The sequence below is a fragment of the Geothrix campi genome, from assembly GCF_024609265.1.
In the GTDB taxonomy this organism is placed as follows: Bacteria; Acidobacteriota; Holophagae; order Holophagales; family Holophagaceae; genus Geothrix; species Geothrix campi.
Window position 1 is genome coordinate 1,369,617 of the sequence record NZ_JANHMP010000001.1, and the last position, 16,655, is coordinate 1,386,271.

The 16,655-nt window shown below is 68.8% G+C and carries 17 protein-coding genes; 5 read left to right on the forward strand and 12 right to left on the reverse strand.

Annotated elements, in window-relative coordinates; translation table 11 throughout:
• Positions 1–65: 65 nt before the first annotated feature.
• The 3 genes from NOV65_RS06265 to NOV65_RS06275 all read right to left on the reverse strand — a co-directional run bounded on the left by NOV65_RS06265 (position 66) and on the right by NOV65_RS06275 (position 3,213).
• Positions 66–635, reverse strand: a complete 570-nt coding sequence (locus NOV65_RS06265; protein ID WP_257305175.1) for an RNA polymerase sigma factor — start codon at positions 633–635, stop codon at positions 66–68.
• Between the two features lie 112 nt (positions 636–747).
• Positions 748–1,035 (reverse strand): carboxymuconolactone decarboxylase family protein, encoded by a 288-nt coding sequence (locus NOV65_RS06270; RefSeq protein WP_257305177.1) that lies wholly within the window; start codon positions 1,033–1,035, stop codon positions 748–750.
• A gap of 93 nt (positions 1,036–1,128) precedes the next feature.
• A complete protein-coding gene (locus tag NOV65_RS06275; protein WP_257305178.1) occupies positions 1,129–3,213 on the reverse strand; it encodes a sensor histidine kinase in 2,085 nt (694 codons plus the stop codon).
• Between the two features lie 39 nt (positions 3,214–3,252).
• Between NOV65_RS06275 and NOV65_RS06280 the strand changes: the two genes are divergently transcribed.
• From NOV65_RS06280 to NOV65_RS06295, 4 genes are all read left to right on the forward strand, one after another.
• Positions 3,253–4,476: a DNA methyltransferase gene (locus NOV65_RS06280; protein ID WP_257305179.1), complete on the forward strand. Its 1,224-nt coding sequence runs from the start codon at positions 3,253–3,255 to the stop codon at positions 4,474–4,476.
• 135 nt (positions 4,477–4,611) lie between these two features.
• A complete protein-coding gene (locus NOV65_RS06285) occupies positions 4,612–6,306 on the forward strand; it encodes a B12-binding domain-containing radical SAM protein (RefSeq protein WP_257305180.1) in 1,695 nt (564 codons plus the stop codon).
• Between the two features lie 296 nt (positions 6,307–6,602).
• Positions 6,603–7,067 carry a cupin domain-containing protein gene (locus NOV65_RS06290; RefSeq protein WP_257305181.1) on the forward strand — a complete coding sequence of 155 codons (465 nt, stop codon included), beginning with the start codon at positions 6,603–6,605 and terminating at the stop codon, positions 7,065–7,067.
• 35 nt (positions 7,068–7,102) lie between these two features.
• Positions 7,103–7,828: an oxygen-binding di-iron domain-containing protein gene (locus NOV65_RS06295; RefSeq protein ID WP_257305182.1), complete on the forward strand. Its 726-nt coding sequence runs from the start codon at positions 7,103–7,105 to the stop codon at positions 7,826–7,828.
• Between the two features lie 114 nt (positions 7,829–7,942).
• Here the strand turns inward: NOV65_RS06295 and NOV65_RS06300 are convergent, their stop codons facing one another.
• The 7 genes from NOV65_RS06300 to rpmB all read right to left on the reverse strand — a co-directional run bounded on the left by NOV65_RS06300 (position 7,943) and on the right by rpmB (position 13,248).
• A complete protein-coding gene (locus NOV65_RS06300) occupies positions 7,943–8,557 on the reverse strand; it encodes an OmpW/AlkL family protein (protein WP_257305184.1) in 615 nt (204 codons plus the stop codon).
• 297 nt (positions 8,558–8,854) lie between these two features.
• On the reverse strand, positions 8,855–9,880 hold the full coding sequence (cydB, locus tag NOV65_RS06305; protein WP_257305185.1) for a cytochrome d ubiquinol oxidase subunit II: 1,026 nt from the start codon (positions 9,878–9,880) through the stop codon (positions 8,855–8,857).
• An 11-nt stretch (positions 9,881–9,891) separates the two neighbouring features.
• Positions 9,892–11,211 carry a cytochrome ubiquinol oxidase subunit I gene (locus NOV65_RS06310; protein ID WP_257305186.1) on the reverse strand — a complete coding sequence of 440 codons (1,320 nt, stop codon included), beginning with the start codon at positions 11,209–11,211 and terminating at the stop codon, positions 9,892–9,894.
• Positions 11,212–11,254: 43 nt separating this feature from the next.
• On the reverse strand, positions 11,255–11,731 hold the full coding sequence (locus NOV65_RS06315) for an RrF2 family transcriptional regulator (RefSeq protein WP_257305188.1): 477 nt from the start codon (positions 11,729–11,731) through the stop codon (positions 11,255–11,257).
• A gap of 109 nt (positions 11,732–11,840) precedes the next feature.
• Positions 11,841–12,284: a GNAT family N-acetyltransferase gene (locus NOV65_RS06320; RefSeq protein WP_257305190.1), complete on the reverse strand. Its 444-nt coding sequence runs from the start codon at positions 12,282–12,284 to the stop codon at positions 11,841–11,843.
• Positions 12,281–12,976 (reverse strand): tRNA (adenosine(37)-N6)-threonylcarbamoyltransferase complex dimerization subunit type 1 TsaB, encoded by a 696-nt coding sequence (tsaB, locus tag NOV65_RS06325; protein ID WP_257305191.1) that lies wholly within the window; start codon positions 12,974–12,976, stop codon positions 12,281–12,283. Before tsaB ends, NOV65_RS06320 begins: the two co-directional genes overlap by 4 nt.
• 80 nt (positions 12,977–13,056) lie before the next feature.
• On the reverse strand, positions 13,057–13,248 hold the full coding sequence (rpmB, locus tag NOV65_RS06330) for a 50S ribosomal protein L28 (RefSeq protein WP_243303833.1): 192 nt from the start codon (positions 13,246–13,248) through the stop codon (positions 13,057–13,059).
• A 136-nt stretch (positions 13,249–13,384) separates the two neighbouring features.
• Between rpmB and NOV65_RS06335 the strand changes: the two genes are divergently transcribed.
• On the forward strand, positions 13,385–14,197 hold the full coding sequence (locus tag NOV65_RS06335; protein WP_257305193.1) for a DNA-processing protein DprA: 813 nt from the start codon (positions 13,385–13,387) through the stop codon (positions 14,195–14,197).
• Here the strand turns inward: NOV65_RS06335 and NOV65_RS06340 are convergent.
• A complete protein-coding gene (locus tag NOV65_RS06340) occupies positions 14,194–14,643 on the reverse strand; it encodes a c-type cytochrome (protein WP_257305194.1) in 450 nt (149 codons plus the stop codon). The genes NOV65_RS06335 and NOV65_RS06340 overlap by 4 nt on opposite strands.
• A complete protein-coding gene (locus NOV65_RS06345) occupies positions 14,640–16,652 on the reverse strand; it encodes a c-type cytochrome (RefSeq protein ID WP_257305195.1) in 2,013 nt (670 codons plus the stop codon). The genes NOV65_RS06340 and NOV65_RS06345 overlap by 4 nt, the downstream gene beginning before the upstream one ends.
• Positions 16,653–16,655: the final 3 nt, after the last annotated feature.

Below are 16,655 nucleotides of genomic sequence, written 5' to 3' on the forward strand. Positions count from 1 at the left end.
TGGGGCTGTGGCTGCGGCGACGGCGGCGGCGGAACAGGGCCTAGGTTCCTGACCGCGGGCAGCAGTCAGGGGACCTCCTTGCGATCGCATTGGAGCTCCGCCTGTTCATCCAGGAGGATCCGGCAGTCCTGTTCCATCTGGGCCCGCAGCATCCGGCGGGCACGATGGAGGCGCATCTTGGCGGAACCGGGACTGATGCCGAGGACCTCCGCCACCTCCCCGATGCGGAGTTCCTTCAGTTCACTGAGGTAGATGATCGTGCGGTAGTCCAGGGGCAGGGTGTCCACCAAGCCCCGGATGCACCGGCACATCTCCTCTTTCAGGAGTTCCTGCCCATGGTCCGGGGCTGCGTGAAGGCCCGTGCTGTCGAGCACGGTCTCGGGCAGCTGAGCCCGGGAGGCCCGGTAGGAGGCGCTCTTCAGGCGATCCAGGGCCGCATGGGTGGCCACCTGGAAGACCCAGGTGGCCAGCTTGGCCTCCCCGCGATAGCTGCCCAGTCCCTGGTGGACTTTGAGGAAGACCTCCTGGGCGAGATCCTCCGCCTCGGTCGGCCCCACGAAGCGGCTGAGGTAGCTCAAGACCTTCGGCCTGGTGGCCGCTTCCAGGGTCTCGAAGGGGGTGGGTTGGGAGGCCATGACCGTCATCGTACGATTCCCCTAGTTTGACCCGCCGGAGGGCCCCTGGGGACCCGGCATGGTGAGCGGGCGGCCTTTCCTCATGGGCTTGGTCATGACCGCCCTCCCGGGTTCAGCAGCAGCCGCCGGCACCGCAGGCGGCTGCTCGGCTCTTGCCTGCCGCCTCCGGCCCAGCCTCGGCCAGGCAATGGTCTGCGGCCTCCACGACCTTCCGGTGGGGCGTGGCCTTGACGACCAAGGCGACGTTGACGGCCTCCCGCATGTCCTCTCTGGAAACGCCCAATTTCCGGGCAGAGTCGAAGTGGTGCCTGAAGCAGGGTTCGCAGCTGGCGGCGATGGCGGCCCCGATGGCCACCAATTCTGTGACGGCCTCGGTCATGAGGGATGCGGGTTGGGACATGGTGTCCTCCTTTCATCCCTTGAGACGAGGCGGAGCCTTCGACGGATACAACCATCGAACAGGCCCTCCACCCGCCTGCCTCGTGACCCCTGCCTACCGCCCGGAGTCCGCCGCCCTCGGCAGGGTCAGCGTGAAGCGGCTGCCGCGCTCCAGGGGTTGGTAGCGGGCGTCGCCGCCGTGGTCCTGGGCGATGCGGCGCACGATGGCAAGGCCCAGGCCGGTGCCTTTCCACTTGGTGGAGAAGTAGGGCTCGAAGAGGCGGTCGCGATCCGCCTCGGGCACGCCCGTGCCGTCGTCCTCCACGTCGAAGCGCAGGTTCCCATCCTCGCCGGTGAGCGACAGCAGCACCGCGCCCTGGCCATCCACGGCCGCCACGGCGTTGTCCACCAGGTTGATGAGCGCCCGCTTCACCATGTCACCGTCCCAGAGGACCCCCAGGGGCTCGAGCTGGAAGCGGATGGACCACTTGATGCCGGGGTGGTTCGGCTCGTAGAGGGCCAGCACCTGGCGCAGCAGCTCGGCGGGATCGCAGGGGGAGAACTGCGGCGAGGGCAGTCGGGCGAAGCGGCTGAAGCTGTCCACCAGCCGCGAGAGGCTGGCCACTTCGGTGAGGATGGTCTCGGCACCCTCCTGCACGGCCGTGAGATCCAGGCGCCCCTCGCGGGTGCGGCGCAGCAGGCGCTGGGCCGTGAGCTGGATGGGCGTGAGGGGGTTCTTCACCTCGTGGGCCATGCGGCGGGCCACCTCCTGCCAGGCGGCGCGCTTCTCGGCCTGGGCCAGCAGGGACAGGTCCTCCAGCACCGCCAGCACGCCGCCGCCCTGGAGCGGTTCGAGGATGGCCCGCACCGGGCGACCCTCGCCCTCGCCGCCCAGGCGCAGTTCCTCCTGCACGCCCCGCCCGGATTCCCGCACGGCGGCCAGCAGCTCGGGCAGACGGCCCAGCCGCGGCAGAGCGGCCACGGAGCTCCAGGAATCCTCTGAGGGATCGAACGATTCGAGGCCCATCCAGGTCTTGGCCGCGGCGTTGAAGGTGCGCAGCTCGCCGTCCTGTCGCCAGCTCATGACCCCCACCGGCAGGGCCGCCAGGATCTGGCCCAGGTAGGCCCGCTGCTGCTCCAGGCGGCTGGCCTGGGCTTCGATGGCCGCACGGTTGGTCTTGAGGTCCCGGATCATGGCGTTGAAGGTGCGGGCCAGGAAGGCCAGTTCATCCTCGCCCAGCTCCGGGAGCTGCACCTCCAGATCGCCGCTGCCCACGCGCTGGGCGGCCTTGGCCAGGGCCCGGATGGGCTCGCTCAGGGATTTCGCCAGGGCCAGGCCCGACCACACCGCGAAGAAGAGGGTCAGCAGCGTGAGGAAGAGGAAGGTGCTCTGGGGCAGGGTCTGGAGTGTGTCCCGCGCGGAGCGGATCTGCTGGCTCTCCCGGTACCGCTGCTCCAGCGCCAGCACGCGGTCGAGGGTCTCCCGCGGCATGAGGATGCCCACGGCCCAGGCGCCATCCCCCCGGGGCACGCGCCGCAGCAGCCAGAGGCCCTCGCGGGTCTCCTGCGTGCCCTCGGCCCCCAGGCCCGACAGATCCGGCGGTTCGAAGCCCGCCCGCAGGTCCATGGCCTTCACGCCATCGCCACCCCTGGCCCCCAGGAAGGCCACCAGGTCGAGGCCAGTCTCCGCCCGGATGGCGGGCGCCTCCGCCGAGGGCGAGTCCAGCAGGCGGCCCGCGCCGAAATCCAGGCGGGCCTTGGCCGCGGCCCGGAGATCTCCCGCCACTTTCTGGCCATCGCGGATGGCCACCTCGGTCTCGGGGCTGAACCAGCGTTCCACGTTCTTGTTGATGAAGTTCCGGCCCACCAGGAAGAGGATCAGGCTGGGCACGATGCCCACGATGAAGAGCGTGAGCACCATGCGGGTGCGCAGCCGGGAGCCCAGGATGCCGCTCTTCCGTTCGAAGTAGAGCTTGGCCAGGCTCCGGGCCACGATGAACAGCAGCGTCCCGATGGCCAGCACGTTGGCCAGGCCCAGCGCGATGAGGGCCCAGCGCGAGGGCGCGTCCAGCCCCCCCTCCGCGATGCGATTGCCCAGGGTCTTGTAGGCCAGGATGATCATGGTGATCAGGACGGCCAGGCCCACGGCCACGTACAGGCGCGTCAGCTCGGGATGGCGTTTGGGATGGGGGGTTGGCATCACCAGCAGGCTATCCTGGATGATCTGGGAAGGGCAGTGATGGAGACGGATTCAGCCGCGAGCAGGGCCTTCCTGGCCGACCTCGCCCCGGTGGAGGATGCGGCCTGGGATGAGGTCGAGACCGCCTCCGGGCGGCGCCCTCGGCTGTCGGCGGAGTTCTGGACCTCCCGCCAGCGGCAGGCCGCCAACCTCCACGAGATCTCGTACCGGGCCTGCTACAAGCCCCAGCTGCCCCGGCACTTCATCGAGCGCCTCACCCTGCCCGGCGAGCGGGTGTACGACCCCTTCAGCGGCCGGGGCACCACCGCCCTGGAAGCGGCGCTCATGGGCCGCCGCGTGGCCGCCAACGATCTGAACCCCCTGTCGCGCATGCTGGCCGAACCCCGCCTCACCCCCCCCGATCCCGCCGCCGTGGCCGAGCGGCTGGCGGAGATCCCGCGCACGGGCGAGGCAGATGGCGTGGACCTGGCCATGTTCTTCCACCCGGCCACGGAAGCGGAAATCCGCGGTCTGCGGAGCTGGTGCCTCGACCGCTCGGCCAGCGGTCGGCTCGATGCCCTGGACGCGTGGATCCGCATGGTGGCCACCAACCGCCTGACCGGCCACAGCCCGGGGTTCTTCTCGGTCTACACCCTGCCCCCCAACCAGGCCGTCAGCGCCGGGAAGCAGCGCCTGATCAACGAGAAGCGGAACCAGGTCCCGCCCTACCGCGACACCCACGCCCTCATCCTGAAGAAGACCCGGCAGCTGCTCGCCGGCCTGGAGCCCATCGCCCTGCGGAACCTGACCGAAGCGGCGCAGGATGCCTGCTTCCTCACCGGTGATGCCCGCGCCACGCCGGCCCTTGAGGACGGCTCGGTGGCCCTCACCGTCACCTCACCGCCCTTCCTCGACGTGGTGGACTACGTGGGCGACAACTGGCTGCGCTGCTGGTTCAACGGCCTGGACGCCGAAGCCATCGGCCGCGGCCTCAGCACCCATCGCACGGTGGAAGCCTGGTCCCAGGCCATGGGCGAGGTCTTCGCGGAACTGCATCGCGTCACGCAGCCCGGCGGCTTCGTGGCTTTCGAGGTGGGCGAGGTGCGCGGCGGCAAGCTGAAGCTCGACGAAATCGCCCTACCCCTGGGCCTGGCCGCGGGCTTCCGCGCCCACGGTGTGCTGGTGAACCGCCAGACCTTCACCAAGACCGCCCACATCTGGGGCGTGGACAACAACGGCAAGGGCACCAACAGCAACCGCATCGTGCTGTTCGAAAAGGCCTGAATGGCCTGCCCTATGCGGGCTTGCGGCAGCCCGGAAAGGCCCGACCTTCTTTGAATGCACTCTGCTCATGGGGAGGTGGGGTTGGGTCTCAAAGTCTTGTTGGTCTATCCGGAAATGCCCCCCACGTACTGGAGCATGCGCTACGCCCTCCCCTTCATCGGCAAGAAGGCGGTCTTCCCTCCCCTGGGCCTGCTCACCGTGGCGGCTATGTTGCCGGCGGAGGCCGAGGTCTCCCTGGTGGATCTGAATGTCGAGCCACTGCAGGAAGCCGCCGTGGCCGCTGCCGACCTCGTCTTCATCTCCGCCATGATTGTCCAAAAGGAATCCATGGCGCAGGTCGTCCGGCTCTGCAACGACCTCGGCACGCCGGTGGTGGCCGGGGGGCCCTACCCCACCAGCTGCCACGACCAGATCCAGGGGGTGGACCACTTCGTGCTGAACGAGGCGGAGGTCACGCTGCCCCTCTTCCTGCACGACTACGCCCGGGGCGAGGCCAAGCCCCTGTACGCCAGCACGGAACGCCCCGACCTCACGCGCACGCCCGCGCCCCGCTTCGACCTGGTGCGGCGGAAGGACTACGCGGAGATGGCCCTGCAGTTCTCCCGTGGCTGCCCGTTCGACTGTGAGTTCTGCGACATCATCGAATTGTTCGGCCGTCGCCCCCGCACCAAGACGCCGGCGCAGTTCCTCCACGAGATGGATCTCCTCTACCAGCAGGGCTGGCGCGGCCCCCTCTTCCTGGTGGACGACAACTTCATCGGGAACCGTCGCGAGGTGAAGGCCCTGCTGGCCGAACTGATCGTCTGGCAGCGGCAGCGGCATCATCCCTTCTCGTTCTTCACGGAGGCCAGCCTCGACCTGGCGAGCGACGAGCCCCTGATGGATCTGATGGCCCAGGCCGGGTTCAACATGGTGTTCCTGGGCATCGAGACGCCCGATCTCTGCGCCCTGCAGGCCGCGGGGAAGAAGCAGAACCTCAAGGGCGACATGCTCGCCAGCATCCGGAAGATCCAGCGCAAGGGCATGGAGGTCTCCGGCGGCTTCATCGTGGGCTTCGACAGCGATGCCGGCGACATCTTCGAGCGCCAGGTGCGGTTCATCCAGGAGGCCGGCATTCCCACAGCCATGGTGGGCCTCCTCACCGCCCTGCCCGAGACCCGCCTCCACCGCCGCCTCAAGGCAGAGGGCCGCCTCACCGGAGACTCCGGCGGGGGCAACAACACCCATGATCTGCGCCTCAACTTCCTGCCGAAGATGGACCCGCGGAAGCTCATCGACGGCTACAAGCGCATCCTCGCGGAGATCTACCATCCGGATCGCTACTTCGAGCGCTGCCTGAAGCTGCTGAAGACCCTGCAACCGCACCGAGTCTCGCGCCGGAAACTCCACGTCATGGAGCTCCGGGCCTTCGTCCGGTCCCTCGTCGTCCAGACCTTCTCGCGCTATGGCTGGGCCTACTGGCGCTTCCTGGCGCAGGGCTTCTTCGCCCGGCCCCTCATGGTGCCCGAGACTGTCACTCTGGCTGTCAAAGGCCACCACTACTTCAAAATGACCCGGAGCCTGCTGGAGCTGGAGAGCTTCAAGGCCAGCCTCCACGAATGGGCCCAGACCTTCGAGGCGCGCCTGCAGACAGTCGCCGCCCAGGACTTCCCGCAGCGGCTCGCCGAACTCAGGGCCTTCCGCGACCGGGCGCTGAGCCAGATGCAGGCCCGGTACCAGCGCCTGCCCAGGGATTTCCGCGCCTACGCCGACGACGCCGTGGCCGCCTTCCGGGCCAGCCTGGAGGAAAATCTCTCGCGCTTCGCCCATGAGGTCCCGGTCCAGGGCTGACTCGCCTGATCCGCCCTCGCAGGCTCTGGCCGCCGCCGCTCATATCGCATCGGCCCGTAACAACCCCATGGACAAAGTAAAAAACAGACATTGAATTTTATTTCGACGCATTGACTCGTCGTCGCAACAACCCATGTTGGAAGACCGCCTCCGGGGGGTCCAGGTTCGTCTGGGCCGTACCTTCGAGGGGCGCCGCACTGCAGCTTCCCTGAGTGGGCGGCTGGTCGAATTTTTGTGTCTGGAGGACGTTCGCCGCCCCAGACGATCGAATCACCACATCCACAAGGAGGGGTTCCATGAAGACACGCATCCTGGCCGTATCCACGCTGGCGCTGGCCTTTGCCGCGTTCGCCCCACCCGCCCTCGCCAAGGACGGCAAGAAGGCCGGCACCGCCGTCCTGCTTCCCGCCGGTGACATCAAGTGGACCGACGTGCCTGATTTCCAGGGTGTGCAGATGGCCATCCTCGAGGGGGATCCCACCAAGGGGGCGGGCCACTTCCTGATCAAGCTCAAGGATGGATTCGTCGCACCCCTGCACCACCACACCTCCGACCACTTCGCCACGGTGCTCTCGGGCACCCTGTCCTTCACCGTCGATGGCAAGGAGACCCTGCTGCCGGCGGGCTCCTTCTTCGTGTTCAAGGGGAAGAAGGAACACATCACCAAGTGCGTGCCCGGCGCCGATTGCGTGCTTTCCGTGGATGTCCGCGGGAAGTGGGACGTGGTGCCGGAAGAAGCCGAATCCGCGGCGAAGAAATAGTCCGATTCGATTCCATCGGACCCCCGAGGCCTGCCATGACCACCCGCGTTGACGAAATCGCCGACGGCATTTTCCGCATCAGCACCTCGATCGCCATCCCCGCCATCCCAGGTGGTTTCACCTTCAACCAGATCCTCATCCGGGACGCAGCGCCCCTGTTGTTCCATACGGGCCTGCGCAGCCTCTTCGAGGCGACCCGGACCGCCATCGAGCGGGTGCTGCCGGTCTCCTCGCTGCGCTACCTGGGGTACTCCCACTTCGAAGCCGACGAGTGCGGAGCCATGAATGACTTCCTCGCCGTGGCCCCTGCGGCCGTCCCTCTATGCAGCCGGGTGAGCGCCCTGGTGTCCATGGGGGACATGGCCGACCGGCCGCCCCGCGCCATGGCGGATGGAGAGGAACTGGACCTGGGGCGCCATCGGGTCCAGTGGCTGGACACGCCCCACGTGCCCCACGGGTGGGATGCGGGCCTCCTCTGGGTATCCACGGCCCGCACGCTCTTCTGCGGCGACCTGTTCACCCAGCCCGGTGCTGAGCTCCCGCCGGTCACCGAAGGGGACATCCTCGGCCCCAGCGAGGCCATGCGCGCGGGCATGGACTACTACGCCTGCCAGGACAAGGCCCGGGCCACCCTGGCCCGCCTGGCGGAACTGCGGCCCCATACCCTCGCCACCATGCACGGCAGCTCCTTCCGCGGCGACGGAGCCGCCCTGCTGCAGGCCCTCTCCATGACGTTGGCACAACCGACAGGCGTCCACTGAGCACGGAGGCGCAGCACGCCCGTATCAGGCCGGGCAAGCACAGGTCTGAAGGCAGGCACGCAGCGCGCCCGCAGATCCCTGCCACGCATGCATGGCAGGGATCTGCGGGGGCTATCAGAACCGGTAACCGACGCCCACGCCGTAGAGCATGGGATCCACCTTCACGGTCGTAACCTTGGCGCCGGTGGCGGCGACCTTCACGTCGCTCCGGATCTGCACATATTTCACATCGAGATTGATGTAGCAGTTCTTGGCCACCTTGAAGTCCACGCCGGCCTGCGCGGCAAGACCCACACTGCTCTTATCCAGGTCCAGCGCACCATCCGCCAGCTTCACGTCGGAGATGAGGGTCAGGTTCAGGCCCGCGCCGATGTAGGGATTCACGGACCGGCCCGGGAGGAAGTGCCACTGCGCCGTGAGGGTCGGCGGCAGCTCCTTGAAGGTGCCGATCTTGGTGCCCAAAAGGGTGACGTCGTGCTCCTGGGGCACCGTGAGCACCAGCTCCGCGGCGAGATTTGGGCTGAAGAAGTAGCTGAAGTCCACCTCGGGGATGGTCTTCGAGCTGACGTGAATGGCGTCCGCCGGGAGGCCGGAGGCCGCGTCGGACTTGTCGGCGGGCTGGAGGGAGACGGCGCGCAGGCGCACCATCCACGGGCCCTCCTGGGCCTGGAGCGGGGCAGAGCTCAGCAGCCCGGCAACCAGGGCCACCGGCAGGATGAGGGATTTCATGGGACATCTCCTTGGCATCGCCCCGGAAGCGGGGCATGGGACACAAAGGCCCCCCGCCCCGCCACGGGACGGGGAGCCCGGTTCAAGCGCAGTGGATCTGGTCAGTTCAGGCAGGGCCGAGGGTGAAAAACCTCCACGAAGCACACGAAGAAAAACGCAGAGGCCACGAAGGCGGGCACGGACATTCCGGCTCAGGACATCCGGGCCCGCGAAGGGATGTCCGGGGTGGGTCGAGCTCCCTTCGCGTCATTCGTGGTGAGCTTTTCCTGGCCTGGATTCGCCGATAAGCAGGCGGTTTCAATACGCTGGGCCACGTTCGATACTCTCCGCCGTGACCGTGTCCCGGAACGTCAGGTACACCCACAGCTGGTAGCCGATCACCACGGGCAGGAAGCAGAGCACCACGCCCAGCATGATCTTCAGCGTCAGCGGGCTCGAGGCGGCGTTGAAGGCCGTCACCGAGGCCGCGGGATCGAGGCTCGAGGGCAGCAGGTTGGGGAAGAGCCCCGCCACGCCGAAGAGCACGGCGCCCAGGATGAGGGCCGAGGAGGCGAACCAGGCCTTCCACCAGGCGCCCTGCGCCGCGAAGACCCGCGTCAGCAGCAGGCCCGCGACGGCCAGCAGGGGCAGGACGAGGAGGACGGGCTTCGCCAGCACGTTCTGCCAGAGCCGCGTGCTGAACCAGGTCAGGACGAGGAAGGCCACGGCCACGACGGCCTCCACCAGCCACAGGGAGGTGGCCATCCGGCCGGCCCGCGCCTGCAGCTCGCCCTCGGTGCGGGAGGTCAGCCACAGGGCGCCATGTACGGCGAAGATCAGCACGAAGAGCACGCCGCCGAGCAGGCCGTAGGGGTTCAGCAGCGTGAGCAGGTTGCCGTGGAAGAGGCCCGCGGCGTCCAGGGGCAGGCCCTTGAAGATGTTGGCGAAGGCCACGCCCAGCAGCACCGCGGGCAGGAAGGAGCCCGCCACCAGGCAGGCGTCCCAGGTGGCGCGCCAGCGGGCGCTGTCCACCTTGCCCCGGAACTCGAAGGCCACGCCCCGCAGGATGAGTGCGAAGAGCAGCAGCATCAGCGGCGTGTAGAGGCCCGAGAACATGATGGCGTAGGCCCGGGGGAAGGCCGCGAAGGTCACGCCGCCCGCCGTGATGAGCCACACCTCATTGCCGTCCCAGAAGGGCCCCATGGCGTTCACGAGGATGCGCTTGTCGGTTTCGTCCTTCGCCAGGAAAGGGAACAGCGTACCCAGCCCCAGGTCGAAGCCGTCGAGCATGAAGTAGACGGCCCAGGCCACGCCCCAGATCACGAACCAGATGGATTCCAGCATGGTCGCCTCCCTCACTTCGCGGCCGCGGACGCGGCGTCAGGGCCCTTGCGGGCGAACGTGAACAGCAGGTAGAAGTCCACGGCGCCCAGCAGCGCGTAGACCAGGAAGAAGGCCACGAGCGACGTGCCCACCTGCGAGGCCGCCAGGGGCGACGCCGCATCGGAGGTCTTCATCAGGCCGTAGACGATCCAGGGCTGCCGGCCCAGCTCCGCGATGGTCCAGCCCAGCTCGTTGGCCAGGTAGGGCAGCGGGATGAGCCAGGGCAGCACCCGCAGGAACCGCCGCTGCTCCGTGATCTGGTGGCGCTTGAGGAAGGCCCAGAGGCCCAACGCCAGGAACAGCACGCCCAGGCCAACCATGGCGCGGAAACTCAGGAACACGGGCAGCACCGGGGGCCGCTCCGAGACGGGGTAGTCCTTCAAGCCCTTCACCTCGCCGCCGGTGGAGTAGGTGGCCAACAGGCTGAGGCCGCTGGGCACGGAGAGCGACTGGATGGTGTTGCGCTCGTTGGCCGCATCGGGCCAGGCCAGCAGGTGCATGGGCACGCTTCGGCCGGTCTCCCAGTGGGCCTCCATGGCCGCCAGCTTGGTGGGCTGGGCGGTGCTGAGGATCTCGGCGTTCATGTGGCCCTGGGCGATCTCGAACAGCGCGAAGATCAGCGTCCAGGCCGCCGCCAGGCGGAAGGATTTCTTGAAGAAGGCCGTCTCCTGCTTGCGGATCAGGTGCCAGGCGGAGATGCCCAGCACGAAGAAGCCCGCCGTGAGGTAGGCGCCGCCCAGGGTGTGGATGAACTCCAGGATGGCGAAGCGCTGGGTGATGACTGCGAAGAAGTCCGCCAGCTCGGCGCGGCCGTTCCGCAGCACGAAGCCCGTGGGATGCTGCATCCAGGCGTTGGCCACCAGGATCCAGAAGGCCGACAGGTTTGACGCGATGGCCACCAGCCAGATGGCGGTGACGTGGGCCTTCTTCGAGAGCTTGTTCCACCCGAAGTGCCACACGGCGATGAAGGTGGACTCCAGGAAGAAGGCCGCGGTGGCCTCGATGGCCAGCAGCGAGCCGAAGATGTCGCCCACGTAGGCGGAGTAGCGCGACCAGTTCGTGCCGAACTGGAACTCCAGCGTCAGGCCCGTGACCACGCCCACGGCGAAGTTGATGAGGAAGAGCTTTCCCCAGAACTTCGCCATGCGCTTGTAGTCCTCGTCGCCGCTACGCACGTACTGCGTCTCCATGAGGGCGACGAGCATCGAGAGGCCCAGGGTCAAGGGCACGAACAGGAAGTGGAAGTAGGTCGCCACCGCGAATTGCAGGCGCGACAAGGTCAAGGCGTCCACGGACTCCTCCTACAGGTCTGGGTTGGGGATGGGGCTTAGGGGATCAGGAACAGCTCGACGCCGCCTTGGTCCTGAGCGCCGTATGGCAGCGCAGGTGGGCGGCGAGGTGGGTCTCCGGGGAGCGGGCCAGCGCATCGAAGCGTACGCCGGCCAGGTGGGTCTCAAGGGTGCGGGCGGCCTCGGCCCAGGCCGTCTGGATGGGGCAGCCGTGGGCCAGCGGACAGTGGTGGTGTCCGTCCAAGCACTGGTTGAGGACGATGGGGCCCTCGAGGGCGGTCACCACGTCCAGGAGGGAGATCTCCGAGGCGGGCCGGGCCAGGGCGATGCCGCCGCCCGTGCCCCGGGCCGTCTGGAGGATGCCCGCCTTGGCCAGGCCGCCGATGAGGCGGCGGACGAAGGGCGCGGGCAGCAGGCGGGCCTCGGCGATCTCGGCGATGGAGGCCCGCGTCCCCTCCGGGAGCGAGGCCAGGTGGAGCACCAGCCGCGCCGCGTAATCCGTCTGTCTGGAGATGCCGACCATGGGACCTCGAATGTGACCGTGGAGATAACATTACCCCAACGGTCACCTTGGTCAATACCCTTCGGTCGTCAATTTAAGAGAGCCATAAGTCGCTTGAGCTGGCTCCGCCTCAGTCCAGCCGCTGGAACAGCAGGGCGTCTTCGCCATCGGTGTAGTACCGGTGCCGCCGCCCGCAGGACTCCCAGCCGCACGCTTCATAGAGGCGGAGGGCCGAATGATTGGAGGGCCGCACTTCCAGGAACAGGTGGACCAGCCCTTCCGCCGCCAGGTCGCGCTGACAGGCCTCCAGCAGCACGCGGCCCAGCCCCTGGCCCCGGGCCTCGGGGGCGACGGCGATGCGCAGCAGCTCGGCCTCGCCGGCCGCGGGCACCCGCGCCCAGCGGGCGAAGGCCAGTTCCGGCACCACCCACAGGGCCTCGTGGGGGGCCAGGCGGTTCCAGGGGGCGCCGAAGGCCAGCCGATCCAGCTGCGCCACCCACTCCGGCAGCGGCGCCTCCTCCGGCAAGCGCTGCACCTCCCGCCGCCAGCCTGCGGCCATCCGCCGGTCCTTCATCGCGGCACGCCCTTCCTCAGGGCTTCCGACAGGTGCGCGGCGGCGAGCGGGAAGTTCACCTCGGCATCGGTCTCCCGCAGGTAGAAGGGGGTCAGGGGCGCTTCCGGCGCGCCTTGCGAAACGCGCCGGGCCAGGGCCACCAGGCCCGCCAGGGTGGCCCCGCCCTCGTCGGCCAGCGGGATGCGCGGGGCGGGCAGCAGGGCCGCCACCTTGGGCGCGAAGGCCTCCGGCGCCCACCAGGGCTCCCCGTCCACGCGCTCCGGCAGGGTGGCCAGGGGATGCTTGGCGGCAGGTTCCGTGGGGCCGTCGGCCCAGCGCTGGTGGAAGGCCTCGCTGCGCTGGCCGTCCAGCAGGATCCAGAACGGTCCCGCCACCCCGACCTGGCGCAGCGCCTCGGCCCGCAGGGCGAAGGCGGAGAACCCCCAGGTGGGCAGGCCCGTGAGGCCGAACCCCTCCGCCGTGGCCACGCCGATGCGCAGGCTGGTGAAGCCCCCGGGCCCCAGACAGACCGCCACGCCGGACAGGTCCCGAGGCCCCGCCCCGGCCTCGGCCATGAGCTCATCCAAGGTGGGAATGAGCCGCTCGCTGTGCCCCCGCCCCACGCCCGACAGCACCCGCCGCGCCCAGACCCGTTCCCCCCGGATCAGTGCCAGGTGCAGGATCTCCGTGGTGGTGTCGAGGGCGAGCAGCATGGGATCAGTGTGACAGGCGGGCCTGGGCCGAACGCGAAGCGGCGGCCATTCGGCCGCCGCTTCGGGGTCGTGCCTGGACCTTAGACGGCCTTCAGGACCTTACCGGCCTGGATGCAGGAGGTGCAGACGCGCAGGCGCTTGGGGGTGCCGCCCACCAGGGCGCGCACGCGCTGGATGTTCGGATTCCAGCGGCGCTTGGTGACATTGTTGGAATGGGAGACGTTGTTCCCGAACTGGGGCTTCTTGCCACAGACTTCGCACTGACGGGACATGGGAACCTCACGAGCCAGAAGTGAAAACAGCCAAGAGAACCAGTGTAGCCAAGAACGGAGGGAACGCAAGGGGAAAGCCCTTGCGCTCCACCACTTCAGGTGGTGACGATTAGCCTCCATCCTACCGGAACGCCCCATGGACCTCGCCCTCTGGGCCCTCGCCTTCACCGTGCTGGACTGGCCGGAACGCTGGAAGGCGGAGGCCTGGATGGCCCTCCAGGCGGGCGCCGAGCCCACCCTCACAAAATTACAAGCCGAGTCTTTGGCACACTTGGCTGCCAACCTGCCCCACCGCCGCCAGGAAGCCGCCGATCGGGGCGCCCGCCTGCTGCTGCCGGGTGATCCGGGGGTCGATACGCTCCAGGCGCCCCTGCCCTACCCCGTGGCCCTGTGGGTGCGGGGGACGTTGCCGCCGGAAGGGCGGCGCATCGCGATCGTGGGCAGCCGCGTGGCCACCCTGCGCGGGCGGGAACGCACCCGGGCCTGGGCGAAGGCCCTCACCGAGGCCGGCGTGGCTGTGATCTCGGGCCTGGCCCGGGGCATCGATGGGGCGGCCCATCGAGGTGCGCTCGAATCCGGGCCGACCTGGGCAGTCCTGGGCTCGGGCCTGGATCACCCCTACCCCCCCGAACACCGCCCCCTCATGGACCAGGTGGTGGCGGCAGGGGGAGGCGTCATCACCCCCTTCCCGCCCGAAGCCCCGCCCCGGAAATGGCACTTCCCCCGGCGCAACTGGCTGCTGGCGGCCTGGTCCGACGGTGTCCTGGTCACGGAGGCCCGGCTGCGTTCCGGTTCCCTGATTACCGCCCGCCTCGCTCTGGACATGGGCAAGGAACTCTGGGTCGTGCCTGGATCCGAAGGGCCAGACGCCCTCCTGGAAGAAGGTGCGGCCCATGCCTGCCAGGGCCCCGCGGATGTCCTGGCCGTGCTCCGGGACCTGCCCGGCTAGCCGTCGATCCGCTTCAGAGTCCGGAGGTACTCCACCACCTGGTCGACCTGCTCCGGGGAGAGGGTCTTCCCGTAGGGCGGCATCATGGCGGACAGGCCCACGCCCAGCCCGCCCCGCTGGATGGCATCCTTGAGATCCGCGTCCGTCTTGGCCTTCTGGAAGGCGGGCTCTGACAGGTCGCGGGGATGGGGATCGACGTTGAAGGCGTTGAACCCGTCGCCGGCCCCCGTTTCCCCGTGGCAGGTCTGGCAGTGGTGCTGGTAGACGCCCCTCCCCAGCCGCAGTTCGTAGGATAGCGGTGCTTCGGCCACCGGGGCTTCGGCGGTGGGGGTGGCGGGGACGGCTGCCGCCGCCGGAGCCGCGGGGGCCGCAGCCTTGTGGCGGGAGCAGGCTCCCGCCGCGAGCAGCAGGAGGACCGGGCCGAGGATCTGGAACCGGGACTTCATCGCGTGCCTCCCCGCTTGGCTTTCGAGGCCGTGGACGACTTGACGAGCGTGTCGAGGTAGGACGTCAGCCGGAGCGCGTCGGCGTCGGCCAGGCCGTAGTTGGGGCAGCGGACATCCGCGCGCCACTTCTGGGGGCCCTTGAGCCAGGCATAGGTCCACCCAGGCTTCAGGCGGGTGCCGGCCTCGGTGAGGGGGGGCCCGTAGTAGCCGCCGCCGGCGCCGAGGATGTGGCAGGCACGGCAGCCGAGGGTGTCATAGAGGCGCTTGCCCTCGACCGGATCGCGGGAAGTGGCGGGCTGGCCCGCGTAGGGATCCTCGGGAATGCGGGGATCCAGGTAGAAGGTCTCGAAAGCCTGGGCAAGCTGGGCGGCCTCGTCCTTGGACATCCGGAACACCGGCATGCGGTCGGTGAGGATGGGCCGGATGGTGAAGGACAACACCAGATAGTTCACCAGCCAGTCCCGCTTCACCTTGCTGCCCTCGGCCGTCAGGGGGGCGGTGGAGATGTCCCCACCCCGGTCGCCGATCTGGTGGCAGGACAGGCAACGGTACTTGTCCATCAGGGCGCCGACGGCCCCGCCGGGCAGGAGGCTTGCACGCACGGTCGGCGCGGAGCGGTAGGGCTGAGGAACCGGGCGGGCGCCCAGGGACAGCAGCGCGGTGACGGCCGCCTGCGCCTCCTTGGGCGACAGGGCGAAGGTGGGCATCTTCAGGCCATCCTGGAAGGAGCCGGGTGCCTTGATCTTGGCTTCCAGCCAGGCCGGCAGGGTGCGGGCGATGTCCGTCCGCTTGCCGAAATCCAGCGAGGCGGCGCGCTTGTCGCCGATGCCGTCCAGGGCGGGGCCGAACCGATCCACCTCCACGCCGGGAGCGTGGCAGGCGAAGCAGCCCTTCTGGCGGAAGAGGACCTTCCCCTTCTCGGCCAGGGTCTGATTCACGTGGAGGGGATCCAGGATCTCCTTCGGCGCGTCGAAGTCCTTGAACTCGGATTCCATGTAGGCAACGACATGGCGTGCGTCGTCAGCAGAGAAATTGAACTGGGGCATGCGGGTCCGTGAATTGAACGCGTGGGGGTCGCGGATGAAGGCGAGCAGCCAGCCAGCCGAGGCCCGGGAGGCCACCTTGGAAAGCTCAGGCGCCGAGCCGTTGCCCTTGCCCTCAAGGGTGTGGCAGGAGATGCAGCGGGACTCGGCGAAGAGGGCCTTGCCCTTCGCCACGTCGCCAGTCGGTTCGGCCGCGGCCGCCTGGACCCGGTCCGCCAGGGTCCGGCCGGGTGTGAGGCTGAACACGTAGTTCGAGAGTTCCTCGACTTCGGAAGGGCTGAGCTGGAAGCGCGGCATGGTGGCGTTGGCATCGACGGCCTTGGGATCCTTCAGCCAGCGCCGAAGGGCCTCGGCCCCGGTCTTGAGACTCACGGCCTCGATGGGCGGGGCCTCGGAACGGAAGGCCTCGTGGCCCTTGACCGTGTGGCAGGCGTAGCAGCCGTTGCGCTCCAGGGTCGCCCGGCCAAGGGACAGGGTCGCGGCGCCGGCCACCTGCTCGGACGAGTGGCAGCGGCCGCAGCCCGACTCGATGAACTTCAGGGGGACCATGGGCGATTCCGCATCCGCGACGTCGCCGTGGGCATCCTTCTCCAGCGTGGCGAGCCCCTGCCCGCCGTGGCAGGCGGTGCACCCGAAGCGGCCGGAATCCTTCGGGGTGTGGTAGGTGGCCGGGTGCAGCCGGAAGGGCTCCGGGGCGCCGGCCATCGAGGCATCCTGCACGCCCAGGTGGCAGGTCGTGCAGCGGTCCACGCGGTTCTCGAAATCCGGCAGCCAGATCTGGCGGATGGCCACGGGCTGCTGCTGGTAGGTCTTGGCGGCCTGCAGGCTCTTGGCCCGGGCGGCCCCCAGCCGGGCGAAGGCCCGCTGGAAGCCCCGGTAGGGACGGAGGGCGTTCTTCAGCGGAGAGACAGCCAGGACCGCCAGGAACAGGATGCTGGTGATGGCGAAGATGCGTCGCAGAGGCACGGG